27 protein-coding genes and 1 pseudogene are annotated in these 26411 nt (G+C 36.8%); 18 read left to right on the top strand and 10 right to left on the bottom strand.

Going from position 1 to position 26411, the window contains the following annotated elements; genetic code table 11:
- Positions 1-639: 639 nt before the first annotated feature.
- Positions 640-1827, top strand: coding sequence for an MDR family MFS transporter (locus tag H7K77_RS07305; protein WP_186577077.1), 1188 nt, complete (start codon positions 640-642; stop codon positions 1825-1827).
- Between the two features lie 120 nt (positions 1828-1947).
- Here H7K77_RS07305 and H7K77_RS07300 read toward each other — a convergent pair whose 3' ends face one another.
- Positions 1948-2115 (bottom strand): aspartyl-phosphate phosphatase Spo0E family protein, encoded by a 168-nt coding sequence (locus H7K77_RS07300; protein WP_186577076.1) that lies wholly within the window; start codon positions 2113-2115, stop codon positions 1948-1950.
- A gap of 298 nt (positions 2116-2413) precedes the next feature.
- Between H7K77_RS07300 and H7K77_RS07295 the strand changes: the two genes are divergently transcribed.
- The 8 genes from H7K77_RS07295 (at position 2414) to H7K77_RS07260 (ending at position 10099) form a co-directional block, all read left to right on the top strand.
- Positions 2414-2962: a glycerol-3-phosphate responsive antiterminator gene (locus H7K77_RS07295; RefSeq protein WP_186577075.1), complete on the top strand. Its 549-nt coding sequence runs from the start codon at positions 2414-2416 to the stop codon at positions 2960-2962.
- 490 nt (positions 2963-3452) lie between these two features.
- Positions 3453-4283, top strand: a complete 831-nt coding sequence (locus H7K77_RS07290) for an MIP/aquaporin family protein (RefSeq protein ID WP_186577074.1) — start codon at positions 3453-3455, stop codon at positions 4281-4283.
- Between the two features lie 35 nt (positions 4284-4318).
- Complete coding sequence (gene glpK / locus H7K77_RS07285) at positions 4319-5812, top strand: glycerol kinase GlpK (protein WP_186577137.1); 1494 nt, start codon at positions 4319-4321, stop codon at positions 5810-5812.
- A gap of 237 nt (positions 5813-6049) precedes the next feature.
- A complete protein-coding gene (locus H7K77_RS07280; protein WP_186577073.1) occupies positions 6050-7738 on the top strand; it encodes a glycerol-3-phosphate dehydrogenase/oxidase in 1689 nt (562 codons plus the stop codon).
- A 139-nt stretch (positions 7739-7877) separates the two neighbouring features.
- A complete protein-coding gene (dhaK, locus tag H7K77_RS07275; protein WP_186577072.1) occupies positions 7878-8870 on the top strand; it encodes a dihydroxyacetone kinase subunit DhaK in 993 nt (330 codons plus the stop codon).
- Between the two features lie 21 nt (positions 8871-8891).
- Positions 8892-9509, top strand: a complete 618-nt coding sequence (gene dhaL, locus H7K77_RS07270; RefSeq protein ID WP_186577071.1) for a dihydroxyacetone kinase subunit DhaL — start codon at positions 8892-8894, stop codon at positions 9507-9509.
- 6 nt (positions 9510-9515) lie between these two features.
- Complete coding sequence (gene dhaM / locus H7K77_RS07265; RefSeq protein ID WP_186577070.1) at positions 9516-9887, top strand: dihydroxyacetone kinase phosphoryl donor subunit DhaM; 372 nt, start codon at positions 9516-9518, stop codon at positions 9885-9887.
- A 59-nt stretch (positions 9888-9946) separates the two neighbouring features.
- Positions 9947-10099, top strand: a complete 153-nt coding sequence (locus tag H7K77_RS07260) for a hypothetical protein (RefSeq protein WP_186577069.1) — start codon at positions 9947-9949, stop codon at positions 10097-10099.
- A 157-nt stretch (positions 10100-10256) separates the two neighbouring features.
- On the opposite strand, the gene H7K77_RS07255 is transcribed toward H7K77_RS07260, so the two are convergent.
- The gene (locus H7K77_RS07255) at positions 10257-10811 is read right to left on the bottom strand and encodes a hypothetical protein (protein ID WP_186577068.1); all 555 of its coding nucleotides are present in this window, start codon (positions 10809-10811) and stop codon (positions 10257-10259) included.
- Positions 10812-10946: 135 nt separating this feature from the next.
- Complete coding sequence (locus H7K77_RS07250; protein WP_186577067.1) at positions 10947-11873, bottom strand: aldo/keto reductase; 927 nt, start codon at positions 11871-11873, stop codon at positions 10947-10949.
- A 517-nt stretch (positions 11874-12390) separates the two neighbouring features.
- On the opposite strand from H7K77_RS07250, the gene gloA2 reads away from it, so the two are divergent.
- Positions 12391-12774, top strand: a complete 384-nt coding sequence (gene gloA2, locus H7K77_RS07245) for an SMU1112c/YaeR family gloxylase I-like metalloprotein (RefSeq protein WP_186577066.1) — start codon at positions 12391-12393, stop codon at positions 12772-12774.
- A gap of 271 nt (positions 12775-13045) precedes the next feature.
- Positions 13046-13492: a hypothetical protein gene (locus H7K77_RS07240; RefSeq protein ID WP_186577065.1), complete on the top strand. Its 447-nt coding sequence runs from the start codon at positions 13046-13048 to the stop codon at positions 13490-13492.
- Between the two features lie 75 nt (positions 13493-13567).
- On the opposite strand, the gene H7K77_RS07235 is transcribed toward H7K77_RS07240, so the two are convergent.
- Positions 13568-14038, bottom strand: coding sequence for a nucleoside deaminase (locus H7K77_RS07235; RefSeq protein WP_186577064.1), 471 nt, complete (start codon positions 14036-14038; stop codon positions 13568-13570).
- 352 nt (positions 14039-14390) lie between these two features.
- On the opposite strand from H7K77_RS07235, the gene H7K77_RS07230 reads away from it, so the two are divergent.
- Complete coding sequence (locus H7K77_RS07230) at positions 14391-14576, top strand: hypothetical protein (RefSeq protein WP_186577063.1); 186 nt, start codon at positions 14391-14393, stop codon at positions 14574-14576.
- Positions 14577-14738: 162 nt separating this feature from the next.
- Positions 14739-14921 carry a cold-shock protein gene (locus H7K77_RS07225; protein ID WP_186577062.1) on the top strand — a complete coding sequence of 61 codons (183 nt, stop codon included), beginning with the start codon at positions 14739-14741 and terminating at the stop codon, positions 14919-14921.
- A gap of 115 nt (positions 14922-15036) precedes the next feature.
- On the opposite strand, the gene H7K77_RS07220 is transcribed toward H7K77_RS07225, so the two are convergent.
- Positions 15037-15486: an Lrp/AsnC family transcriptional regulator gene (locus H7K77_RS07220; protein ID WP_186577061.1), complete on the bottom strand. Its 450-nt coding sequence runs from the start codon at positions 15484-15486 to the stop codon at positions 15037-15039.
- A gap of 221 nt (positions 15487-15707) precedes the next feature.
- On the opposite strand from H7K77_RS07220, the pseudogene H7K77_RS21820 reads away from it, so the two are divergent.
- The 4 genes and pseudogenes from H7K77_RS21820 to H7K77_RS07200 all read left to right on the top strand — a co-directional run.
- Positions 15708-15866: pseudogene (locus H7K77_RS21820) on the top strand (gamma-glutamyltransferase); the annotation flags it as partial.
- Between the two features lie 343 nt (positions 15867-16209).
- Positions 16210-16782 carry a chromate transporter gene (locus H7K77_RS07210; RefSeq protein ID WP_186577059.1) on the top strand — a complete coding sequence of 191 codons (573 nt, stop codon included), beginning with the start codon at positions 16210-16212 and terminating at the stop codon, positions 16780-16782.
- Positions 16779-17309 (top strand): chromate transporter, encoded by a 531-nt coding sequence (locus tag H7K77_RS07205; protein ID WP_186577058.1) that lies wholly within the window; start codon positions 16779-16781, stop codon positions 17307-17309. The genes H7K77_RS07210 and H7K77_RS07205 overlap by 4 nt, the downstream gene beginning before the upstream one ends.
- A gap of 533 nt (positions 17310-17842) precedes the next feature.
- Positions 17843-18139, top strand: a complete 297-nt coding sequence (locus H7K77_RS07200) for a hypothetical protein (RefSeq protein WP_186577057.1) — start codon at positions 17843-17845, stop codon at positions 18137-18139.
- Between the two features lie 44 nt (positions 18140-18183).
- Here H7K77_RS07200 and H7K77_RS07195 read toward each other — a convergent pair whose 3' ends face one another.
- From H7K77_RS07195 to H7K77_RS07175, 5 genes are all read right to left on the bottom strand, one after another.
- A complete protein-coding gene (locus tag H7K77_RS07195; protein ID WP_186577056.1) occupies positions 18184-18831 on the bottom strand; it encodes a hypothetical protein in 648 nt (215 codons plus the stop codon).
- 139 nt (positions 18832-18970) lie between these two features.
- Positions 18971-19957 (bottom strand): substrate-binding domain-containing protein, encoded by a 987-nt coding sequence (locus H7K77_RS07190; protein WP_186577055.1) that lies wholly within the window; start codon positions 19955-19957, stop codon positions 18971-18973.
- Between the two features lie 15 nt (positions 19958-19972).
- The gene (locus H7K77_RS07185; protein ID WP_186577054.1) at positions 19973-21520 is read right to left on the bottom strand and encodes a response regulator; all 1548 of its coding nucleotides are present in this window, start codon (positions 21518-21520) and stop codon (positions 19973-19975) included.
- Between the two features lie 6 nt (positions 21521-21526).
- Positions 21527-23263: a cache domain-containing sensor histidine kinase gene (locus H7K77_RS07180; protein ID WP_186577053.1), complete on the bottom strand. Its 1737-nt coding sequence runs from the start codon at positions 23261-23263 to the stop codon at positions 21527-21529.
- An 82-nt stretch (positions 23264-23345) separates the two neighbouring features.
- Positions 23346-25046: a HAMP domain-containing protein gene (locus tag H7K77_RS07175; RefSeq protein WP_186577052.1), complete on the bottom strand. Its 1701-nt coding sequence runs from the start codon at positions 25044-25046 to the stop codon at positions 23346-23348.
- Positions 25047-25317: 271 nt separating this feature from the next.
- Between H7K77_RS07175 and H7K77_RS07170 the strand changes: the two genes are divergently transcribed.
- A complete protein-coding gene (locus H7K77_RS07170; protein ID WP_222599263.1) occupies positions 25318-26376 on the top strand; it encodes an ABC transporter substrate-binding protein in 1059 nt (352 codons plus the stop codon).
- The last annotated feature ends 35 nt before the right edge of the window (positions 26377-26411 follow it).

Raw genomic sequence — 26411 nt, 5'->3', positions numbered from 1 at the left:
CCTTAACCAATCTATTTTTCTATTACTCCAATTCGATTTATGGAATTTTTCGATGGGGAATATTTAAGGAACACGATATTGAAAGATAATAATTTGTACTATTTGACTGATTAACACTCCAAATTGTACAAAGAAAACGTTAGCTTTTTATTGTATCAAGCACCTTTTTAAAAGCTAGGTTTCTCTTGGGATATATATCTATCATAACATGTTTTGGCCAGAAATTTAACTATTTAGTATGTTAAATAATCTCACAACCTCAAATCCATCTAATTTTGAGATAGGTTTTTGAATGATCGATGCCTGATGCTTGTTTGAAAATTAGCAACAATTATTTATTTAAAAAGTTCAAAAGTTTGTCACATTAATATTGTAAGCGAATACAGGGTGGTGAGCAAATAATAAGGTTGGTTACATACCCACTATTTGTAAATTACTTTTAATTAATCGCAAAAAATTATAAGTAATGTCACCATATTTTATAAAAATACGACGATTTTCACGTTTTTCTTCCTATATATTAATAGACTAAATTCTGTGTCGAAAATTAATAATTCCGAAACTTAGCTAAGCTATTGTAGTTATTTTGTAATTAGTTTAATATTTCATTTTGAATAAATAGAAGAGAGATGAAATACTATGCCAAAGCAAATTTGGTTTTTGATAATAGGTACGGCTATAAATATTACAGCAGCTTCATTCGTGTGGCCGCTTAATGCAATATATATGCATAATGAATTAGGAAAGTCACTTGCATTTGCGGGTTTCATACTTATGCTTAACCAAGGGCTTGGAATTCTCGGTAATTTAATTGGTGGAACACTATTTGATAAACTAGGTGGGTATCGAACGATAATAAGTGGTGGATCGATCACGGTAATCGCTGCTAGTCTATTGGCCGTGTTTAATTCAATTGTCCCTTATTCCATTTTGTTAATTGTGATGGGTTTTGGGTCTGGAATTAGTATGCCTGCTGTATATGCTATGGCTAGCTCAATCTGGCCAGAAGGTGGAAGAAAGGCTTTTAATGCAATATATGTGGCCCAGAATTTAGGTGTGGCGTTAGGAGCCTCGATTGGAGGATTCATTGCAGATATCTCATTTGCTTATATTTTTATAGCTAATGCAGTCTTGTTTATTGTATTCTTTATTTTTGCATCGGTTACGTATAGACAGATGGATAAGAAAACAGATGCCCATGCTTATAGTACGGTAATCGACCAAAGTAAAAAAATTAAGGATAAATCAGCGTTCTATTCATTGATTATATTAAGCATTGGTTTTCTTGTGTGTTGGATAGGGTATGTCCAGTGGCAGTCAACGATTGCACCATATACACAAGAATTAGGGATATCTATTTCAAAATACAGTGTGTTGTGGGCGATAAATGGTGCACTCATTGTACTAGGTCAACCGATTATTAAATGGTTAACAAACATCATAACAGAACCAAAAAAACAGATTTATTTAGGTGTTACTGTATTTATTGCTTCCTTTATTGTGTTGTTATTTGCAGACAAATTCACCGTATTTGCAATTGCGATGGTCATTTTAACAATTGGTGAAATGCTTGTTTGGCCTGCCATACCAACACTCGCATATGAATTGGCACCTAAGGGTAGAATTGGATTCTATCAAGGGATAATCAATAGTGTTGGGGCTGCTGGTAGGATGATTGGACCGGTAGTCGGTGGTGTCATTGTTGATTTATTTAATATTCAGGTTTTATTTTACCTATTAATTGTTTTATATACTATCCCTTATATTACGACGAAATTATATGATAGAAAAGCAGTTGCAACTAGTAAAAAAGCGAGTCCATCATAGGACTCGCCTTTTTTGCTCTATAAGAAAATGTGATTTTTTTGCTTAGGTGTCTAGCTCTTGCGCCTATCCCATCTAAGTCTTTTGCTTGTTGGGTGTGGTCTAGGCGCTTACGCTTTTCTATTATGTATTTTGACTAGTAGAGGGGATGTTTTGTACTTCATTTAATAGTTTGTCTAGTTCCTGGGAGATTTCTACTACGTCACTACTGAATCGATTATCTTTATAGCATTCGTACATTTGCATTCTCAGTTTCTCTATTTTTCTCTCAATTGTTTGAATGTTGGTCATTGTAACGACAGCCCCTCATAACGAACTTATAAGTAATAACTACTAGGAAGTACTGCTTATTATACTAAACGAATTGACATAATCCTACATTTTTCCGTGAATTATTTACTTATATTACAGTTTTTGAGAAAAAAGACCTATTATTAGAGTTGAAATTTTACTAAATTCATCATGTTTTGTGCTCTTTTATAGGGATGTACTAGTCTTTTCCTTTTCTAGTATTCTAGTCTAGAATATAGAAGATAATCATATAATATAAAAAAATTAAAGTAGTTTTGTTGGAAAGGGGTTTGGTGTTGTGACATTAGCAGGAGTTCTCCCCGCTGTCAGAAATGTAAAAGATTTTGAAAAGGTGTTAGAAAGTGATATGGAATATGTCATATTTCTAGAAACGAGACTTTCGCAGATTGGTAGTTTAATTAATTACTCTAAAAAAAGAGGGAAAAAAGTATTAGTGCATGCAGATCTGATTCAAGGTTTAAAGGCAGATGAATATGGTATGGAATATCTAGTCAATGGGTTAAAGGTAGACGGGGTTTTGTCGACTAGAGCCAATGTCATTTCCCTCGCAAAGAAAAATAAAATCATTGCAATTCAACGATTGTTTGCCTTAGATAGTCAAGCGTTAAATCATAACATTCAATTGATCCAAAAGTTGAAGCCAGATTACATAGAGGTATTGCCCGGGATTATTCCTTCTATTCTTTCGGAAATAAGTGAGCGCGTAAGTCTGCCCCTTATTGCGGGAGGTTTAATTAGAACAGAAGAGGATGTTAGAAATGCTTTAGGGAGTGGAGCTGTTGCGATAACGACATCACGATCTGATCTGTGGCATGTCAAAAAGTAGCTTTTATAAGTGCTGTGACGGATAGATATACTTTTCTCAGGATTGTTGGATCCTTAAAAAGTAAATAGTGTACTTCTGGAAAGGAATAAAAACGAACATTCCTGGTGATTAGCAAATATTCTTACAGGTGATTAAGTTTTATCTAGTTAAAAAGTTGGAGCAATCTTATCTTTAATGAATGTGCCAGTTTGCTTGAAGATCATCGTAATACCAGTAAGGTAAGAAGGAAGGGTGGATTGGGCTCCACTCCCTTCCTTACTAATTTTTTCTGAAAAAGTTGTTGACAGCGTTTACAAAGTATTGTAACTTATGGGTATAACAAGTTAAGAAAATGTGTTGGAGATATGGAGCCCACACTGCAAGTTTATGTACTTTTCCTAGGAATGGAGTACATGGATTGTTGTGTGGGCTTTTCTGTGTCTTTTTCACAAAGCACGTGCCTGTTATGAATGTAGTTAACTACAAACAATGACAAAAGGGGTGGATGGAAGTGTCAGAGTTTTTAGCTGAAGTGATTGGTACGATGATTTTGATCATTTTTGGTGGTGGAGTTGTTGGGGGAGTAGTACTCAAGAAAACCAAAGCAGAAGGTGCAGGTTGGGTCGTGATCACGATCGGTTGGGGTCTTGCTGTTACGATGGGGGTTTATGCAGTAGGAAGTGTATCAGGAGCACATTTAAATCCAGCTGTTACGTTAGGCTTTGCGTCTGTAGGGGAGTTTCCTTGGGCTAAGGTCCCGACGTACATCGGAGCACAAATGTTAGGTGCTTTTATTGGTGCTACAATTGTATTTTTCCAATACTTGCCACACTGGAAAGAAACGGAAGATAAAGGGGCTAAACTAGCTGTTTTCTCTACAGATCCAGCAGTAAGAAGTCCATTGTCTAACTTAGTAAGTGAAATTATCGGTACTTTTGTTCTTGTTATGGGGTTAATGTTTATCGGTGCGAATAATTTTACAGAGGGATTAAATCCAGCTATTGTTGGGTTATTAATTATAGCAATTGGTATGTCTTTAGGCGGAACAACTGGTTATGCCATCAATCCTGCTAGGGACTTGGGTCCTCGTATTGCTCATGCGGTACTTCCTATAATCGGTAAAGGGAAATCTGATTGGGGATATGCTTGGATTCCGGTTTTAGGGCCAGCATTAGGTGGTATCTATGGAGCATTATTCTATCGCGCAATTTTTGCTAATGAATATGGCTTTGGGTTCTGGGCAGTTAGTGCTGTTGTTGTCCTTATCATGGTGATGGCAGCCAATGTGGAGTTGAAAAAAGGCAAAGCGCCAGTGTCAGATAATATGAAAAAGGCGATATAAGGGGTAGTTTGATAACATTATTAATAGGGGGAATTATCGTGGAGAAGTTTATTTTATCACTAGATCAAGGGACAACAAGTTCACGTGCGATTTTATTTAATCATCAAGGGGAAATTGTGGCTACAGGTCAAAAGGAATTTGAACAGTTTTTCCCTAAACCAGGTTGGGTAGAGCATGATGCTAATGAAATCTGGACATCTGTCCTTGCGTGTATTGCAGATGTGCTTCGTAAAGCAGACATTGAACCATCTCAACTTGCTGGAATAGGCATAACGAATCAAAGGGAAACAGCTGTTGTCTGGGATAAAAATACGGGGAAACCAATTTATCGTGCGGTAGTTTGGCAATCTCGACAAACAGAAGATATTTGTAAAGAATTACGCGAAAAAGGTTACAATGAGTTATTCAGAGAGAAAACAGGCTTGTTAATCGACCCGTATTTCTCTGGTACAAAAGTTAAATGGATTTTAGACAACGTCGACGGCGCTCGTGAGAAGGCGGACAACGGTGACTTATTATTTGGAACAATCGATAGTTGGCTAATTTATAAGCTTACTGGTGGAGAAAAACATGTAACAGATTATTCTAATGCTTCTCGTACACTAATGTATAATATTTATGATTTGAAATGGGATGAAGAGCTCCTAGATATATTAACTGTCCCGAAAAGTATGCTACCTGAGGTTCGCCCATCTTCAGAAATATATGGAGAAACCGTTAGCTATCATTTATATGGTCAGGAGATTCCGATTGCGGGTATTGCAGGTGACCAACAAGCAGCCTTATTTGGGCAAGCGTGCTACGAGGAAGGAATGGCTAAAAACACATATGGAACAGGTTGCTTTATGCTAATGAATACTGGAGAAAAGCCAGTACAGTCAGAGCACGGACTTTTAACTACATTAGCTTGGGGAATTGACGGAAAAGTGGAATACGCTTTAGAAGGAAGTATCTTTGTAGCAGGTTCTGCAGTTCAATGGCTACGAGATGGACTTAGAATGGTCAAGGATGCGGCAGATACGGAAAATTATGCAGAGCGCGTGGAATCGACTGAGGGAGTGTATATGGTGCCAGCTTTTGTTGGACTTGGTACACCATACTGGGATAGTGATGCACGTGGAGCGATGTTTGGCATCACTCGTGGAACATCGAAGGAACACTTTATCCGTGCAACACTAGAATCACTTGCCTATCAAACGAAGGATGTATTAGATGCAATGATTGCAGATTCCGGTATTGATTTAAAATCACTTCGAGTAGATGGTGGAGCGGTTAAGAATAACTTCTTAATGCAATTTCAAAGTGATTTATTAGGTGTTCCGGTTGAGCGCCCACAGGTAAATGAAACGACTGCTTTAGGTGCTGCCTATTTAGCAGGTTTGGCAGTAGGATTTTGGGAGAGTAAAGAAGAGATTTCTAAGCAGTGGCAAAAAGAGAAGACCTTTACAGCTGATATGGAGGATGCAACTAGAGATAAACTGTATGCTGGATGGCAGAAAGCTGTAGAAGCAACAAGAGTATTTAAGTAGAAATCGATGACTTTACTATGTTACACTAACACTACAAGTTAATATTAGGTTCGGAGAAAACGAGAGACCACAACTACTCATTAGACAAAACAACAATGAGTAAGCTTTGTGGTCTCTTTTTTTGCCAGGCACCCCTTGCGGGTGCCTGGCACCACCCGAATTTTGTCGAATTATTATGGGGACAGTTTATGTTTGTTAACGAGAACATCGTATAAATAAAAAGGGAGCGATGGAAAAATGGTATTTTCAAGTTTATCGCGTCAGGATACGTACAATAAAATGGAGAATCAATCGTTAGATCTACTTATAATAGGTGGTGGTATTACTGGAGCTGGAATTGCGCTTGATGCTGCAACAAGAGGGATGAATGTAGCGGTAGTTGATATGCAAGATTTTGCTGCAGGAACATCAAGCAGGTCTACTAAGCTAGTGCACGGTGGGCTACGTTACTTAAAGCAATTTGAAGTGAAAATGGTTGCGGAAGTAGGGAAAGAGCGTGCCATTGTCTATGAAAATGGACCACATGTAACTACACCAGAATGGATGATGTTACCTTTCTACAAAGGTGGAACATTTGGACCACTCTCTACAAACGTTGGCTTACGCGTCTACGATTTCTTAGCAGGTGTTAAGCGCGATGAGAGAAGAAAGATGTTTAGTAAGGAGGAGGCATTTCGTAAAGAGCCACTCCTGAAGGAAGAGGGAATGAAAGGTGCGGGTTATTACGTGGAATATAAAACGGATGACGCCCGTTTAACTATAGAGGTTATGAAAAAAGCGGTGGAGAATGGCGCGTTAGCATTAAATTATTCGAAAGTGGATCAACTAATCTATGAAAATGGGCAAGTAGTTGGGGTAGAGGTAGAAGACCAACTAAATAATACGAAACACCAAATATATGCGAATCATATCGTAAATGCTGCAGGTCCATGGGTTGATACGCTAAGAGAAAAAGATAATTCAAAGCATGGCAAATCGCTGCAACTAACGAAGGGAATTCATTTAGTTTTCGATGAAAAAACATTTCCGTTACAGCAGGCTATTTATTTTGACACGCCAGACGGTCGAATGGTCTTTGCCATTCCGCGTGAAGGGAAAACGTATGTTGGAACGACTGATACGGTATATCAAGGTGATATTTCACACCCTACTATGACGGTGGAAGACAGGGATTATCTTTTAAATGCCATCCAATTTATGTTCCCAAAAGTAGGCATTAAAGCAGCAGATATTGAATCGAGCTGGGCAGGATTACGTCCACTTATCCATGAAGATGGTAAGGATCCCTCGGAAATTTCCAGAAAGGATGAAATATTTGTATCTGATTCTGGATTGATTTCGATTGCTGGTGGAAAGCTAACAGGCTACAGAAAGATGGGCGAAAGTGTTGTTAATCTTGTAGCGGAAAAAATTAAGCAACAGGATAACAAATTATTTTCCAAATCAGTCACAAAACATATGGCGCTATCTGGTGGAGATGTGGGTGGATCTAAAGGATTTGGAGTATTTGTTCAAGAAAAAACAAAGGACGGAATGCGACTTGGTTTATCGGCTCAAGAGGCGGAAACACTAGTCCATCGCTATGGTTCTAATGTTGATTTGGTCTTTGACTTTTATGGAAGCGAAAAGGAAGTAGCTATAAGTGCAGGTGTTGAACCACTTGTTTATGCTGCATTACAATATGCCATCCAGTATGAATCGGTTTGCAAGCCAGTCGACTTCTTTATTCGGCGTACAGGTGCATTATTTTTTAATATCGAATGGGTAAAAGAACACAAGGCAAGTGTCATGAACTATATGGCAGATTTGTTTGAGTGGAACGCAGAACAAATAGAACAATATAGTGGAGAATTAGAGCGATTGCTATTTGAAGCACAGCATCCCATTGATTCTGATGAAGAATCAACACATAAAAATGTAATCTAACTATCTAACTAAACAGAATAGCTAATATAAAATTAGCTATTCTGTTCTCTGTTCATATAGAGGATATTTTGTACTATAATTTAGAATAAGAGCAATTGGTTATTTTCTTCATCAAATCCATAAAAAGGAGTGGAATGAGTTGAAAAAGATAATAAACGATCCAAATCAAGTTGTTCAAGACATGATCAGAGGTATGGTGGCAGCTTATCCATCTAGCTTAAAACAAGTACCAAATGCGACAGTGTTGGCTAGAAAAGATGCTCCTGTTGCGAACAAAGTTGCTTTAATAAGTGGAGGAGGAAGTGGGCATGAACCTGCACATGCTGGTTTTGTTGGCAAAGGCATGTTAGATGCAGCTGTTCTTGGTGAGGTATTTACATCTCCAACTCCAGACCAAGTCTATGAAGCTATTAAAGCGGTTGACAGTGGGAAAGGTGTATTTCTAATAATTAAAAATTATACAGGCGATGTAATGAACTTCGAAATGGCAGCTGAACTTGCTGAAGCTGAAGGAATCCAAGTTGAAGCAGTTGTCGTAAATGACGATGTTGCGGTGGAGGATAGCTCTTTTACGACGGGGCGTAGGGGAATTGCTGGTACGGTTTTTGTTCATAAAATTGTAGGTGCTAAGGCTGAAGAAGGTGCATCTTTAGTTGAATTGAAAGCGATTGCAAATAAAGTGAACAGCAATGTCAGATCAATGGGGATGGCACTTAGCCCATGTACAGTACCTGCTGCTGGCAGTCCGAGTTTTGAATTAGAAGAAAATGAAATGGAAATTGGTATCGGGATCCATGGTGAACCAGGTATTGAACGAAAAGCGATTGCTTCAGCAGATGATATTGCTGAAGAAATTACTAACAAAATATTAGAGGACATTGACTATTCAAATGAAGAAGTAGCGGTTATGGTAAACGGATTAGGGTCAACGCCAGAAATGGAACTATATATAGTCAATGCTAAGGTACACCAATTATTGCAAGAGAAAGGGATAAAGGTATATAAAACTTTTGTAGGAGAATATATGACTTCACTGGAGATGGCAGGCTGTTCCGTTACTTTGCTCAAGCTAGATGATGAATTAAAGGGATTGCTCGATGCTAAATCAGAAGCGTCTGCTTTTCGTATATAAACTGATGGGAGGAATTTTTTAATGCTACTTTCCTTAAAAGATTCAATTGATTGGATGAACATCATGAACCAGAAGATACAAGATAATAAACAATATCTAACAAAGCTTGATCAAGCTATTGGAGACGGGGACCATGGAATAAACATGGCTCGTGGTTTTAATGAGGTTGTAAGCAAGCTGTCTGTGACAGAATACGAATCTGTTTCTGATGTGTTTAAAGATGTTGCGATGACTTTAATGGGAAAAGTAGGTGGAGCATCTGGCCCGTTGTACGGTACAGCTTTTCTAAAAATGTCTTTAGCCTCTAAAGGGAAAGAGGTTGATCAACAGGTGTTTGCCACTGCTGTAAATGATGCTCTCCAAGGGATAAAGCAGAGGGGAAAATCAACAGAAGGTGAGAAAACATTAGTAGATGTTTGGGCGCCTGTTGTTAACTTCTTTCAAAAGGAGCAAGAAGTTTTACCAAATGCCTTAATTAATTGTGCTAGTGAAGCGGTAGAGGAATCTAAAACGATAAAGGCTACAAAAGGTCGTGCTGCTTACTTAGGTGAACGTTCTGTAGGGCATCTGGACCCTGGATCGGTGTCATCCTTTTATTTGTTTGAATCACTCGCGGAAGTGTTGGAGAAAGGGGCATAGTTAATCATGTCAAATGTAGGATTAGTCCTTATATCCCACAGTCCAAAGGTAGTAGAGGGGATTAAGGATATTATTACACAGGTGATAAGGAACGTTCCGATTGAATTAGCTGGTGGAACGGACCATAATGAAATTGGCACTAGTTTTGAAAAAATTCAGGCGGCGATTGAACAGGTATATAATGAAAGGGGAGTAGTCCTACTTTACGACCTAGGAAGTGCCATGATGAACGCAGAAATGGCTATTGAGTTTTCAAATTATGAAAATATTAAAATTGCCGATAATGTCCCGTTGGTAGAGGGTGCATACGTTGCAGCAGTTGAATCAGGAATGGGAAAATCACTTGATGAGGTGATGGATGCCATTTCAAAGGTTTAAAAAGTTACTTATAAAAAATATTGTCGAGCTTCATACTAGTCTTAAAAGGAGGACTCGACATGGATAAAAAAGTGAAACAAGAGCAAAAGGAAACATTTGATCATTATATAGACAATCAAAAACCTAAAGAAACAGCGAGTGCGGAAGAATTGGCGAAATATTATAGTAGTAACGCTACTATTCCAATCGATGTATCTAAGTTTGATAAGTAATAAGGAAAACTCCAATATTCCATATGAGGAATGTTGGAGTTTTCCTGCTTTACAAAAGAAAGCGCTTTTCAGTTTAAACGTATTGGTATAAAATTGAATTGGGATGGGTTTTTATCAGCTGGATGGCTTATAGGCTATCTGGCTTTTTTTGTGTTTTTCAGGGTAAAGCCCTGTCTAACAATATATCCATTATGTTGTTCTTTCTCTTTTTCTTAGAGTCTTGGTACATTTGTTTATACACATTTGCTTGCTCTTTTGAATAGCCATTCTCTACTAATTCAGCTTGTAGTTTCTCGTATATATGTTGGAATTCTTCGTCAGTTAAAGATTCAAGCTTGTCTGCCTTCCTTTTATACTTGCTATATAATCCAAAATAATCGATATTTCCCCTCTGCTGTTGCTTCCTAAATTCTTTATAGGCAGACTCTAAAAGCTCGTTAAGTTTATCGTTTGTATTGCTTTCCAGTGTTTTAAATTTAGACTTATATTTCTGTTTTAGTATTTTTAAAGGTGTGATCGAGTTTGTTACGGATGAGCTTGTAACTTTTGGTGTTGATCTATGAGTATAGTTATCACTTTCTTGCTTTTGTTCAAAGGAGTCATTGACCATTTGATGTTGATCATGTCTGGGTGCAACTGTTTCAAAACTGATAAAATATAACCATCCTCCGACGATGGTTAGGCTAGCTAATAAGAACCTTATTTGTTTCATGTCGTCCACCTCATTTAATAGCATGTCATAGAAAAAGGGGATCTATACTTTGGATTGGCGTACCATTCATGCCGATACTTTTACTTTATGTTCCATTAACAAAAAGCCACCTCCATTTCATGAGGTGGCAATCTACTACTTATTAACGCTTTGTGGATGATCCATTGAAACGAGAGCTAGATCTGCTGCCTTTGCATTGGATTCCACTTGTTCTGAAGTTTTGCATCCAGGGATAACCGTTGTTACAGCATCATGTTTTAGGCACCAAGCTAATGCCCATGCAGCCATTGGAGTGCCTTCTGGTACCTCGTTACGGGCTATTTCCTCGACTAGCTTTAATTTTCTTGCGGTTTCCGCTTGGTCGTGTCTGGAACGAACATCATTGTTATCAAATACAGTTCCGGGCTGATATTTTCCTGATAGATAACCACTTGCGAGGGGCACGCGTGCTAATACTCCAAGATTTTGTTTCATTGCTGATGGGTATATTGCTTCTTCTGGCTCTCTTTCTAAGCGGTTATATACAACTTGAATCGCTTTTGCATTTACCTCAGATGCTTTGTCGGTCTGGTAGCTTTCGTCGTTTGTTTTTAAAGATATACCTAGATTGCGTATTTTGCCTGCTTGTACCTGCTTATCAAGCATTGTCCATAGCTCATCGTTATCAAACTCTTCATCCGAGCAGGAGTGAGCCTGATAGAGGTCTATGTACTCTGTTTGCAATGTTTTCAGGGAACTATCTAGCTGTTTAAGTACTTCATCGGCACTCCAGTGTCTTGTTCGCTCAAAGTTAGAATGGAAGTGGTGTCCAAATTTAGTTGCAACAATCCAATCCTCCCGGTTATGTCTATTTAAATAGTCTCCAATAAACTTTTCTGATAGGTGGTCCCCGTAACATTCCGCAGTATCTAGAAGATTGATCCCTAGTTCATTTGCTTTATCCAGGATACTATCTACTTCCTTTTGGGTGAAGTCTTTCCCCCATTCTCCGCCAAACTGCCAAGTCCCGACGCCAATGACTGAAACATCTAGGTTTGTATTTCCGAGTTTTCTATACTTCATCTTTACAACATCCCTTCTACTTTATTATCATAGTTTTCCCTACGTCTTTTCTTTTATAAACGATTCCGAGCATGCTGACGCATATATTTTGATTACAACGCATTCTCTAGCCGAAATAACGCATTTCTATTGTATGTAGACGCATATTTGACCTATGCTGACGCATTGACAAACTGTTTCGACGCATTCTGCCTGAGAAAGTGAAACAGTGTTGCAAGAAGCGCCACACAAATTCTACTCCTAGCATTCTCTACTCTTTTCGAACGTACTAATCAAAGGCAAAAAAAGAACACCCATTATGGGTGCCAAAGGGGGACAATCTATTTTGAAAAAATACTGCACATTACTCTCTTACTTCTACCTAAGGCATAGTAAGCACAGTATATGTACATACACCTAAAAAGTTGTAACCGGTTTCAGTATATAATTAGTGAAAGCGTTTTACAATAGGTCTTAAGTCTTATATTGAAAATTAATACAGATTGTGTACAATTTTCATAAAAGGAGAGGGTTTTTCTTGTTTAAACGCATCCATCATATTGCGCTTATTTGTAGTGATTATCAGATATCAAAAGATTTTTATGTAGAAAAATTGGGACTAGAGGTTATAAGTGAAGTGTATCGAGAGGAAAGAGATTCCTACAAATTGGATTTAGCACTCCATGGGAACTATATTTTGGAGCTATTTTCTTTTCCGGGTGCACCAGACCGTCCTAGCTATCCTGAGGCACAAGGATTAAGGCATTTAGCATTTACTGTAGATGATATAGACCAGGTTTCATTAGAATTAAAGAAAAAAGGTATTACCGTAGAAGAAATAAGGGTAGATCCAATCACAAACAAAAGGTTTACTTTCTTTCAGGATCCCGACGGTCTTCCTTTGGAAATCTATGAACAGTGATCAGAGAAAGCGTCTCATCAAAAATACAACCACTGTCCATATTGGAGTAGAGAGAAGTACACCAAAAAAACAACCTTTACCGAATGAACCATGCTCTTGTTCCATTTATGATCCCTCACATTAAAAGAAGTTGATAATACCATTATTACCACTTGTAGGCTTGTTTCATGCTTTCTCAATGATACTTTTCATAAAAAATACTATTTCTTCCCGTTGCTGAATAAATATAAACAAGAAAGACAAGGAGTAATGCTAGAAGGAGAAGGGTATTATGAAAAAAAAGTGGGCGTTCATCTTTCTCATCCTGGTGATAATCATAGGTTGTAGCCTATTTATTTCTATTCAATTCTCCCCAAAACACCAAGCAAAAGAAACAGTGGAATTGTTTTATAACTATGAACAAGATGGTGATTTCTCAGATTCATGGGCATTATTTCATTCCCAGATGAAAAATAAATTTAATAAGGGTGCTTATATTCAAGATCGTGCCCATGTGTTTATGAACCACTTTGGTGTAGAAACTTTCGACTATGAACTAGGTGATGTAGAGGAACTGTCAGAGTGGAATATGTCCAATGAAACGGAGCCATTGAATGATGTTTACCGTGTTTCGGTTATACAATATTATAAGAGCAAGTATGGGAATTTACAGCTTAGTCAAGAAATTTTCGTGACGAAGGAGGAAGATGTTTGGAAGGTTTTATGGGACTATAATTAATAGGTCAATAATTAATTATACTCCAAATAAAGAGACAGAATCTCCATGACTCTGTCTCTTTATTTATTATCAAAATTAATATTTTACTTTTTCATCATGCTCTATCCATTTTTCAAAAGGTGCATTCCGATTATCTAACTGAAGTGCAATAAATGGGATATTACGAGCCTCATGTTGTTTGCTTATCTCTTCATAAATAAATGCGTCATCAAATCCGCCAGCGGCAGCTAGTTGTTGATCGGCCGCATAATACACCTTATTTAACCGAGCCCAATAAATCGCTCCTAAGCACATTGGACAGGGTTCGCAGCTAGTATATAAAGTGCAATCCGTTAATTGGAAGGTTTGCAATTGTTGACAAGCCTCTCTTATAGCCTGTACTTCAGCATGTGCAGTGGGGTCATATGTATCTGTCACTCTATTTTGACCACGTCCGACTATTTTTCCATCTTTATTTACAATGATAGCACCAAAAGGGCCTCCATTGTTTGCTACATTATCAACTGCTAACTCAATTGCTTTACTTAAGAAATCCTTGTTATCCATATTGTATTATCCCCTTCATGTATCTCTTTTTTAAATTATAATAACAATAAAATAAGTTAATTGAAAGAAATTTCAGAAAACGGGTGTATTGGATGGATGTCGATCTTTGTTATACATCTAGAGATTTAAACCATAGTATTACTTAATATGAATGCTCTAATAAGACTGACTTTTGAGGTTAGCCTCTAAGTTAAATATCTATAGGAGAGTTAGTGATTTAGGTGGTAAATAGCACCCTACTGACATCTACAAGTAAGTCTAATGGTAAAGTTACTTTTTTGGAAACACTGTCATCAATCCTTCCAAATGGTATAATAAATATTGAATTAATATTGTGGAGGGGTTTAACTCTATGACTAAGAATAACACTCAAAAAATTGTATGGTTGTTTCTTACTTTTATAGCTTTTTTAAATGGTATCATGACTTTAACTGTTTATAAACAAAGTGTTCTGTCAACATTTGCAGGAGTAATGCAAATAGTTGGTGGGGTTTTTATTTTAATTATTGTGTACATAGTTTTTAAGAAAAAAGTATAAATTTTATAAGGTAAAGGGCGTTAACTGAAAATAAAAATCATAGGTAAAGCACATCCAGCATAATTATGGAAGTACTCGTAATTTTTATTAACTTACCCTGTTTTGTAATTAGCTTCAAAATAAGGTATAATAAAAGGAATTACCCATGAAAGGGGATGCCCTATGGCTTATTATAACAATAAAAGAGAACCGGTCCCAGAAGTTGAAACATCCATTTGGTCATGCACTAGTGATGATTGTTCTGGTTGGATGAGAGAGAACTACTCTTTCGATAAAGAGCCAGCTTGTCCATTATGTAAGGCTGAAATGGAAAAAGAGGTTCGAACATTACCGAAGTTAGACTAACTATACTAAAAACTTAATTGCTTGTTCGTGCTAAGGAAAGAGACTATCTACGGTCTCTTTTTTTGTTGTTTATTGTTTACATAACCTGTAATCATTGCTAAGAAGTTTTTTATTTCTATAATTTCAAGCCACTTCGACTCTTGAACCTTCGTAGTAAGATATGGCTTTCTACCCGTGTGATTCCTTTTAACGCATATAACTCTTCATTTATAAACCCCTCTAGCTTGGTAAAATCACTAACGAGCACGTGCATATGTAGTGTACTTGGCCCTGTCATTTGGTAGCAGCTTGCTACAGCTGGATGATTTGCTAAGTTTTCTGCTACTTCAACAAGATAGCTCGGTTCACAATCTACTTCAAAAAAAGCGGAAACGTTTTTTCCAGCCTTTTCACTGTTTACGACACAAGTGAATTTTTCAATGATTCCAGCTTCCATTAACTGATTGACACGAGCTCTGACAGCTACCCGAGATAAATTAAGTTGTTTTCCGATGTCTGTGTAGGATAGGCGTCCATCTTCTGTCAGTAACTGAAGTATTTGTTTATCTATTTGATCAATCTCCATTCCTGTATCTTCCTCTCTTCTATAAAAGATAGCCGATTAATTTTTTCTTTTAATTAACCATAATTTACTATATAATTGTTTCTAGTATAACATTAGTTAATTAAAATATCATTATAAACTAACAAACGAAATATAATATAAGATAATGATGATCAATAAGAAACTAAGAAGATAGAATGTTATCTTTTGATGCACATTCTTATCCATATCCTTCATAGAGGATGACAACTATTGCCAATCGTGGAACGGTCGCAACATCTCAATCATTAGCTGCCCAGACTGGATTGGATATTTTGAAAAAAGGTGGAAATGCCATTGATGCTGCTATTGCAACCGCAGCAGCATTAACGGTTGTGGAACCAACTTCCCAAGGTAGGGGAAGTGTGGAAGGAACCAGATCGTGCTAATACGCTTCGGAAAATTGCAGACAAAAAACCTTCCTTTTCAAAATAGTACGACGGTTTTCTGACTAAAACAGATTTAAAAGCTTAACAACCAAAGTGGGTTAAGCTTATTTATTTCGGTAAACTATCGGAGCTTTGATGTATGGGAAATTACGCCGAATGGACAAGACATCAATAGAAGTTGTTCTAGATAAATATCCATTTGGTAGAGGGCAAGTGATATGGTGAGACCTGAAAACAGGTACGCTCTATGGATGAACAGAATCGCGAACTGACGGAACAATCGCTGCTTATTAATTTGATGAGGGATCTGATAAACATGAAACAATGGCACATTTTCTTAGCCTTTTTTCGAGTAGGGATATTGGGATATGGGGGCGGGCCATCCTCTATTCCACTTGTGCAAAAAGAGGTAGTAGAAAAGTATAAATGGATGGATGATGAGGAGTTTGCTAACATTTTAGCATTAGGAAATTCACTTCCAGGTCCAATTGCTACGAAAATGGCAGGTTATATCGGGTATCGTGTATCTGGTATTATCGGTATGATTAATGCGGTACTGGCCACTATAGTACCAACGATCTTAATTATGATCGTTCTGTTAACTTTTTTATCTTCGATGAGTGATCAACCATGGGTAGCCGGGATGACACAAGCAGTTGTTCCTGTAGTTGGTGTAATGCTTGCAACGTTAACCTATGATTTTTTGAAAAAAGCTAAAGGGGCTCTCGGTTGGGTGATAACAATCATAATGGCTGTTATTTCTGCTTTATTAATCGAATGGGCAGGTATTCATCCAGGCATTATTATAGCGATTTTGTTAATTTTTGCATTAGTAAAACCTGATAAAGCTAAACAAAAGGATAACCAGAAGGAGGGGCAATCATCGTGAAATATTGGGATATATTCGTCGCCTTTTTTATTCCGGGTATCGTTGGCTATGGTGGTGGTCCTGCTTCTATCCCACTTGTTGAAAACGAGGTAGTCGATCGGTATGGTTGGATGAGTGTTAATGATTTTAGTGAAATGCTTGCAATGGCTAATGCCTTGCCAGGTCCAATCGCTACGAAAATGGCGGGGTATATTGGATATCAACAGGGGGGTGTCCTTGGTTCCATTGTTGGGATTTTTGCAACAGTAGCTCCGTCCTTAATTTTAATGGTTGTCTTATTAAGTATTCTGCTAAGGTTCAAGGACTCGCCAAAGGTAAAGCGTATGACAACATTAATAAGACCAACTATTGCTGTTTTATTAGGTGTAATGGCTTTTAATTTATTTCATACTTCCTATATAGATTCAGGAGTTTGGCAGATGCTTGGTATTGGTTTGGTTAGCTTTATATTAATGGAAAAAGTGAAACTCCATCCGGCTTTTGTAATCCTAGGCTCATTAATCTATGGCGCTGTATTTCTAAGTTAACTTTAGGTAGTGGAAAAACCAAATCACTGTGATTTGGTTTTTTGTTTCAATTTTTAAAACACACTTTTACGTAACTAATACTGCTTATGACGCAATTGAGATAAAATCTGCAGTAACTTCTTATTTTTTAATTAGTTGAGTGCAAATCCGACGCTGCGGAAAAACACTCGCTTTCCGTGGGGAACGCTTCAGCTTCCTCGCTCGCAAAAGTGCATGCACCTGCGTCTGCTAGTAACGCTTCGAAGTGGGCTTCCTCGGTGCAAGGGCGCAAAGATGATTGTTCAAGTAGTCCCCTCGCTACCTGTGGGATCTTCAGACTGTTCCTTTCCCACAGGACAAGGGATGCTTCCTAGTGACACATCGCACCCATCAAATAAGTAAATATAAGAAAATACTTACTGGTGATTCTATACAAAATGCGTTAGAAGCAACTTTGTAATGAAAAGAACCTAATGCTTATTAGAAATGAAACTTTATTTGAAGTCAAACCGTATTAATAAGTGGAAATAAATTGGCAATACGGGGGAGATTAGATGCTAGAAATAGCTATCATCGTGATTGTAATGTTACTAGTATTTTTTGGATTAAATTGGCTAATGGGATACCGAAAAGGTAATATTACATTGGATCTTGACGAACGCTATACGAATTTAACTGACTACCAGAAAGCGATCTGTAAAGAATTAGAAGATCAAGGGAGAGCGGTTCACTACCAAGGGAATGGTGAGTTCCTTATAGATGGAAAAAAGTATCTGTTACAAGAAACAAATGTACCCATGGGTGGGGTGCCATTGCAACATACCATTTTGAAAAGGCAAAAGGATAGATAAGTACAGCCAGACTTACTGACTGTTCGAAAGTAGTCCGACTTTGTCTAGAACACAAGACGATAATGGGCAAATGGATGACCATAAATACTCGTGTACATCGAGTAATAACTGCTCATTAACAGATAGAATTGCCAGTTAGATAAATTACCGGATATAGCTAATTGATAGAAATCAAGTTTATCCCTATCTGGAATAGCAGGGTGTAAATAAATAGACTGGATTAGATCCGAAGTATTGGACCGAATAGCTCGTTCTTTAAAATAATCTGGTATTTCACTATCTAGTAAGAAGCCTCTAATATACGATTCGTCTTTACCAAGTTGGAATGCGATCGACTGACAATCCATTCTGTGAACCTTAACTAAACGGTTAATAAGGTGATACTTAAACCGCCAATTCGTTCCTTCATGGTTCACTCCTTGCTTTAACACCTTCACAATCCTATCTGGTTCCGTGTTGTTAGCTTTTTTTACTAGACAAGGAATTAAGCGCTGACTTTCTAATTGCTTATAGGAATCATAGAACCGAAATCCACTCATTAAAAAATATTTGCCATCTTGTTCTTCTACTTTGAATAAGAAAGGGACGCGCTGTTCGTAAGCTTGTTTTCGGACTTTTGCTAAAGGTGTGGTGATATTTTCTATGTAATAGGAATGAATTTGCTTATGGGAGAGGAATTTTAAAGTTGCCACCTAAAACATCTCCTTTACCGTGACTTCTACAGAAAGGGAAGGGATAGGAATTCTGGAATTCCTAGGCCCTACCTTCCATTTGTTTTTTTACTTTCATCATATGCAATGGAAGGTATGTCCTATGTAACAGTTCGGATGATTAGTGGGGAGAGAGATGGGTATCAATTGTATCAGCAGTAATCTCAACTGTCTTGGTTATCTCGATTTTAGGAATAGTTTGACCATAATTTGCTTGGTTCAATCGTTCAACGATTAAGTGGCCCCAAGCACCTTGATTTTGGGAAATAGCACTTGTTACATGATGGTTTGTTACTCCTTCTAAAATAATAGGGAGATCATCAAAAGTAACAGAGGTTTTCTTTATCCCTTGTGCTTTCCAAACGGTTATGGCAGCTGGTCCAGAAAGAGAATCAATCCCAACTAAGGCATCAAAATCTGGGTGACTTGCTACCATCTTTTCTATATTTTTGAGTGTGTTGGCAGGTGTTCCGTTGCTATAGCTTATCTCCATGATTTCCATATCTGGATAGTTACGAAAGCTTCCTTTTAAACCCTCAATTCGAGTGTTTAAATTATCCATCGTAGAAAGTCCGGAACTAACTATTACCTTACCTTTTTGATTTAATAGTTTAGCAACGGTATCACCTAAATGTTTACCTGCTGCTAGATTATCTGTACCGATATAGGAAAGCCGCTTACTTTTAGGGGCATCCGTATCAAAACAAATTACATTAATGCCAAGGTCCATCGCTTTATCAATGAGGGGGGTGAGCACTCCGGGATCAGTTGGTCCAATGGCGATTCCGTCTACATCTTCCTTAATTAACTGGTTGAAAATTCTTACTTGTTCCTCTACAGAAGAAGTTCCAGGAGCACGTATAATCAGGTTAACACCTAATGATTCAGCAGTATTTCTTGCGTTTTTTGTTACCTTCTCAAAGAAAGGGTGTGCAAGTGGATAGATAACCGCATAGGTTGGCTTTTCTTCTATATCAGTTGGGTTTTCATTAGCTGATTTGAACACGTTATTCGTTTTTGGAGAATGGAAAAGGGTTGGATAAGTGCAAAGGACAACAGAAATACCAATCAATACGATGGCGAATTTTAAGAACCTACGACTTATCATGGTAACCCTCCTCCATTATTTAATCGGGATAATTTCCCCACTATTTTTAAACGCTTTTGTTGTCATTCCTGTCACTTTCTTGAATGAATGGCAAAAGTAATGAGAATCACTATAGCCAACTTTATAAGCGATCTCATAAGTTTTATCATTCGTTGTTTTTAACAATTCTTTAGCACGTTCAATTCTCGTATTGGTTAAAAATTCAGTTAGTGTTTGCCCCGTTTCATTGCTAAACATATGACTCAAATAAGATGCACTTACATTAACTTTTGCAGCAGAAGTTTGCAGTGACAATTTAGGATCAGCAAAGTTTTCTAAAATATATTCTTTTGTTTTTTGAATAATCGTTCCGTACTTACTATTCGTTTGATCACGTGAGCCAATGACAATAGACAAGACCTCTTCCATATATGTGATCACTTCTTGGTATTCTCTAATCCAACTTGCACGCATCTCCTTATCTTTAATTTGACCTAGTACATCACCTGAATCATTGTCCATTTCCTTAATAAAATGGGTGATTGTTATCGTAAAATCCATTAAAAAATAATAATAGAGTAAGGGAGAATGGATAGTAGATGTCTGTAAATAGGAAGAATAAGATTTAGAAAACTCTTTAATTTGTCCAATGTTTCCAAACTTTAAAAATTGGATGAGTTCCTTACGATTAAAGGAATGATGTAATTCTTTTTTCGATTGCAAATCATCACCTGTCGCTTGTTTATTATATTTATAGATGATACGAGCATAGCTTTTTTCCTCTTGTGCCTCGGCATAAGACAAGGAAATCCCTTGTATTCTATTTTCGATTTTTCCAATACCAAAACAGATGGATTCTTCTCTAGACTGCATTTTTTTCCGAATGTTGGTTGCTGCCTGTTCCAGTTGGTCAAGAGATGTACCTTGAAAAATAAAGACCTTTTCTTTCGTATTTTTCCAAAAGGTCAAGCAGGTATAGCCTTCTTTAATCCAGTCGGTGTCAATAGAACGAAGCTGCTTAGATTCTATGATAACAATGAAATAATAGCTAGCAATAATGTCGATTCCCAACTCAGAGGCATGTTTTATAGCATCTGAGGTGGAGTAGACACCATCACATAAATCAATAAGAAATTTATCTTTTGATATCGACAAATTTTGTAATGCTTTTGTTTTTAAATCATTGTATTTTCGTTCTTGTATTTGTTCTTTGTCAATTTGTGCAGATACTTTATGAAGGGTGTGGAGCAAGTCAGAAGCACTTAGTGGTTTTAGACAGTATTCGGTCACTCGAATACGGATTGCTTCTCTTGCATATTCAAATTCATCATGACCACTTAAAATGATAATCTTAACAGAAGGCATTTTTTCCCGAAGAATTCTACTAATTTGCAATCCATCCATAAATGGCATTTTAATATCAGTAATGACTATATCTGGTTTACACTGCTCAATTAATGGTAAAGCAACTTCGCCATCAGGAGCATCTCCACAATATTCGAATCCTTCTTCCTTCCAATCAATTCCATTAGCGATCCCTTTACGGATAATCATTTCATCGTCAATAAGAAATACCTTTTTCAACATGTGTCACTCCTCTGCTGGAATTCTTAAACAAATTCTTGTACCAGACCCGTACCAGCTATTAATAGTAAGACCATAGGGTTCCCCGTAGTATAGTCTAATTCTCTGCTGAACATTGATCATCCCGAATCCACCCTTCCTGTTGTCAAAAGGGATACCGAGAGTTAATTGTTTACGAATCTCATCTAATCGTTGTTCGTCCATTCCAATTCCGTTATCGATGATATCGATACAAATGTTACCATCCTGGTCAAAGTCACCTTTTATTCGAATAAATCCTTTGCCACGTTTATTCTTAATCCCATGATAAATTGCATTTTCTACTAAGGGTTGAAGCAGTAATTTCATCATTCGATACCGATAAATTTCATCATTGAGGTGAAAAGAAACTTCTAGTATATCTTCATACCTCACCTTTTGAATGATTAAATAGTTTCGGATATGTTCTATTTCATCTTCAATCGTTATCCAATCTTTCCCTTTACTAAGAGAGATACGGCAAAATTGTGATAATGCTTTTGTAATTCCGATTACTTGTGAACTTTTCTTTGATTCCACCATCCAAATAATGGTGTCTAATGTGTTATATAAAAAATGAGGATTAATTTGTGCTTGCATGGCACGGAATTCGGCTATTTTCAGTTGTTTTTGTTCCTCAATACTTTTTTGAAGTAAGGATTTAATTTTACTAATCATAATATTGAAGCTGTTACCGAGATCAGCAATTTCATCTCCACCATCATTTACTACTTTAACATCAAAATTACCTTGAGACGCTTGTTTCATTCTGTTCTTTAGGTTGCGGATCGGTAGGATTAATCGATTAGAGATGAAAAAATAGAGCCCGATCGTAAATACAATACTTGACATTACACTTAAAATGATTAAACTACGAATTTCATTGGCATCCTTCATTATCTCTTTCACAGGTGCGTATCCGATGACTTTCCAACCAGTCATCTTAGATGTCTGGAACACAAAGAAGGTAGAGGAGTCATTGACAAAGTGTCCAGATTGCGTATCCTGTAGAATAGTTGTAATAGCTCGATTTGGGTTACTGTGTTTGGGTGTTTCTTCAAATAAAATAGTGCCATTTTTTTCTTGAATATAAAAAGATCCTGAGTTGCCAATCTTGGCTTTATGTAGTATATCTTCAATTGTCGCTGCGTCGATTAATATTGTCGTGTAACCAATGACGGTGTCCGTGACATCCCATACAATCGTTCTTGTAATGGAAATGGCCGGAAACCCATTTTGTTCCGTTTGCGCTATTAAAGAAGTGTTCGGATTTTGGCGAAGTATTTCATAGCTAGAATCGTCTGAGGGTGTATGTTCTATTTGATAGACGCCTCTTTTTTCGCTTATTGCTTTACCATCATTACTGGTAATTCGAATATCAAAGATGCTAGAACTGGAGGGGTAGCTTTCACGATAGAAATTAAACATATTTAATATTTCTTTTGCTTCCTCATAGGTATCTTCTTGATTTATTAAAAATTGTACAGTGCTCTGCTGTTCACTAATCTCATTAAATCTATTAATATCTTGGAACAGAACATCAATGTCCCTTGTCAATTCATCTGCCTTTAACTGGGCTAGCTTTTGAGATTGTTCCGAGACAATATTATATGATTTGGAGTAAGATATCAGTCCTACAAAAATGAGGGGAGTTATCGTTAAAATGACAAACATGACTAACATTTTTGTACGTAAACTGGAGTCGACCCATTTTGTTATTTTCATAGAATTTACCATCCAGTCTTTTCATTCTAGCATTTATTATAACATATATGAATACGCTTTCTTTGGTTATAAAGTCGGATTTTTATAAAGTGAATTGCCGTATACTATCTTTCATTCTCGATATTCTATCCACTTGTTTTGATGAAGCTTCCGATACTTCCTCAATTGTAGCAAGCTGTTCTTCCCCCATGGCAGCAATAGCAGCAACTTCATCTTTATTAAGATTAGAGTGTTTTTCTAGATTTTCAAAAGAATGACGAAGAGACTCCATGTATAGTATGGCATCGTGAATGGATTTATTAATGTGATTTATTTGGAAATATACATCATCATTCATTGACAAGATAGATTGAAATCTTTGTTTCATTTGGTCAGAACGATAATTGGTTTGTTCATTTGTCGTTTTTAAAAGCTGCGTGTTTTCTTGTAAAGCCTGAAGTGGTAACTGCAGATTAGCCAAAGTCATTTGTAGATTCTGATCGCTATGTGAAAATTCATCGATTAGCTCATCTATTTTTTTAGTGAAAATTATCCACTTTTCCTCTAGAGATTTATCTATGGTTTTTATGTCCATCGTATCTATTAATAACTGAATTTCCCTAAGAATAACACTGGACAACTTATGAGTATTTAAATAATCATTAGAAAACCGGATCATCCTTTTAACGTCTTCCTCGATTTTTTCAGCAACCAAACGATAATGATCAAATTGAAAAGAAAGTTTATCAAATTCTTCTTGATTCATAGTTTCGAACGAATAAAGATCCGTATACTCGCTTTTTATCTGGTCAGATTTGCTTTGCATTATACGATAATGTTCAAATAACTGTTCAAAAGTTGATGAGGATTGTTTGATTATTTCATCTTGTTTTTGAAGATTAATAGAAATTGCCTGAGTGGCGTTGGCAACTTCTTCACCAGCCATCTGATTTTCTTGAATGCTGTGATGGATATCCTTTGATGATAACATGACTTCATCATTTGTATCGCGTACATCCTGGATGATTTTTTTTAGATTATCTGACATACGGTTATAGGACCTACAAAGATCGCCTATCTCATTAGTGGAATTAACGACAACGGCATCAACGGTTAAATTTCCATCTGCAATTTTATTAGCATTTTCTCTTAATCTACGGATAGGTTTGACAATACTTCCAGAAATATACCAGGCGAAAATAAAGGAAAGTAAGATGACGATAGAAAATACACCTATATAAATGGAAATATCCCTTTTAAGACTATAAACAATTTTTGATTTAGATTCCTCACTCACTTTTAATGTTGATTGGAGTAATTCTTGTACTTGTTCATCTGTTAAGTCCGATATGATATCTAAGTATTCGAGTGTGATGTATTTTTCTTCTGCAGGCACATTAAATTTAATTTGTTCCCCAAGCTTATCAACGTATTCATTAGCTGTAGTTAACGTATTTCTTACTTCTGTAATATCTGCGTTAAATCGATCTTTTTGGTCTGCTAATTCAATTTCATCTAAATGCGTATTCATTTGTGCAAGTAATTTATATTGATTGCCAGATTCGAACGAGGTTTTTCCGTACACTATATCGCGAATTTCATCATCAAGCTGATGTAGCAGGACTCCGTTGATCGAATTGGTAAGGGTAATGGTTTCCATCATCTCATTATATTGTTTTACATATCCGATAAACAGAATGATTTGAACACTGTTTGCTGCAGCAAGCCAAACAAACAGTGTAACAAAAGCGATGACAAATTTAGTCCGTAAAGTTAGGTTAGACATTTTTGATAGCGCATTCATTTTTTTGATTCCCCTATCTTCAGTCATTACTTTTTTACTAATTCTATCCTATTTATGGATAAAACTGTACAGAATTCAATAAAAACTAAAAAAAATACAATAATTATTCAAAATAATGCAATAGATTTTTTCAGAATCAAAAATATACACCATTTAATTGAAAGCGATTCCATTTATAAAGTGTTGAAAGCGTTTTACAATTAACTCAAGCCAATTGGAGATAAAACAAAATTTGATCGATTGGTACTAAATGAGGGAGGTTTTTTAGGGTATGAAAAAACTATTTAGTTCAAAGGTATTAGTACTTCTGATGATGTTGTTGCTTCTTGTGCTTGCCGCATGTGGAGGGGAATCAGAAAAGTCAAGTGGTGAAAACGGAGGATCTGATTCAACGGAAACAGACAGCGGTGGATCCGATAGTAGTGGAGATAAAGGTGGAGATAGTGAAAAGTTAGTTATTGGTTTTTCACAAGTTGGTGCAGAGAGTGAATGGAGAACGGCTAACACGAAATCAATGAAAGCTGCAATTGAAGACGCAGGACATGAATTAAAATTCTCTGATGCACAACAAAAGCAAGAAAATCAAATAAAAGCTATTCGTTCTTTTATCGCACAAAAGGTAGATGCAATTGTTTTCTCACCAGTAGTAGAAACAGGGTTTGAAACGGTATTACAAGAGGCAAAAGATGCTGGAATTCCAGTATTCCTATCTGACCGTGCTGTAGATATTGAAGATGATTCTTTATGGGCAACATTCTTGGGCTCAGACTTCGTTGAAGAAGGAAGAAAAGCAGCTCGTTGGATGGTTGAAGAATACAAAGACGAAGAAGGTCCTATCAATATCGTGGAGCTACAAGGTACAGTTGGCTCTGCACCAGCAATAGATCGTAAGGAAGGTTTTGAAGAAGTTATTTCCGAATACCCAGAAAAATTTAAGATTATTAAATCACAAACAGGTGAATTTACAAGATCTAAAGGTAAAGAGGTTATGGAAGCCTTCTTAAAATCAGATGGTGAAAATATCGATGTACTTTATTCCCATAACGATGATATGGCAATTGGTGCTATCCAAGCAATTGAAGAATATGGTTTGAAACCAGCTGAGGATATTAAAATTATCGGTGTCGACGCAGTTAGAGGTGCGTTTGAAGCAATGGCTGATGGCAAAATGAACGTTACAGTAGAATGTAATCCATTAACAGGACCACAAATGGTTGAGTTAATCGAGGCTCACCTTGCGGGTGAAAAAATTGAAAAGCGTGTATCTGTTGAAGAAGGTATTTACACAATGGATCAAGCTGAAGAGCTACTTCCAACACGTAAATATTAATTAATATTAGGAAAGATCGGTAAGCCACTAAGTCA

It is taken from the genome of Aquibacillus kalidii (genome assembly GCF_014280935.1).
In the GTDB taxonomy this organism is placed as follows: domain Bacteria; phylum Bacillota; class Bacilli; order Bacillales; family Amphibacillaceae; genus Aquibacillus_D; species Aquibacillus_D kalidii.
This window is presented reverse-complemented; position numbering and strand designations above follow the sequence as displayed.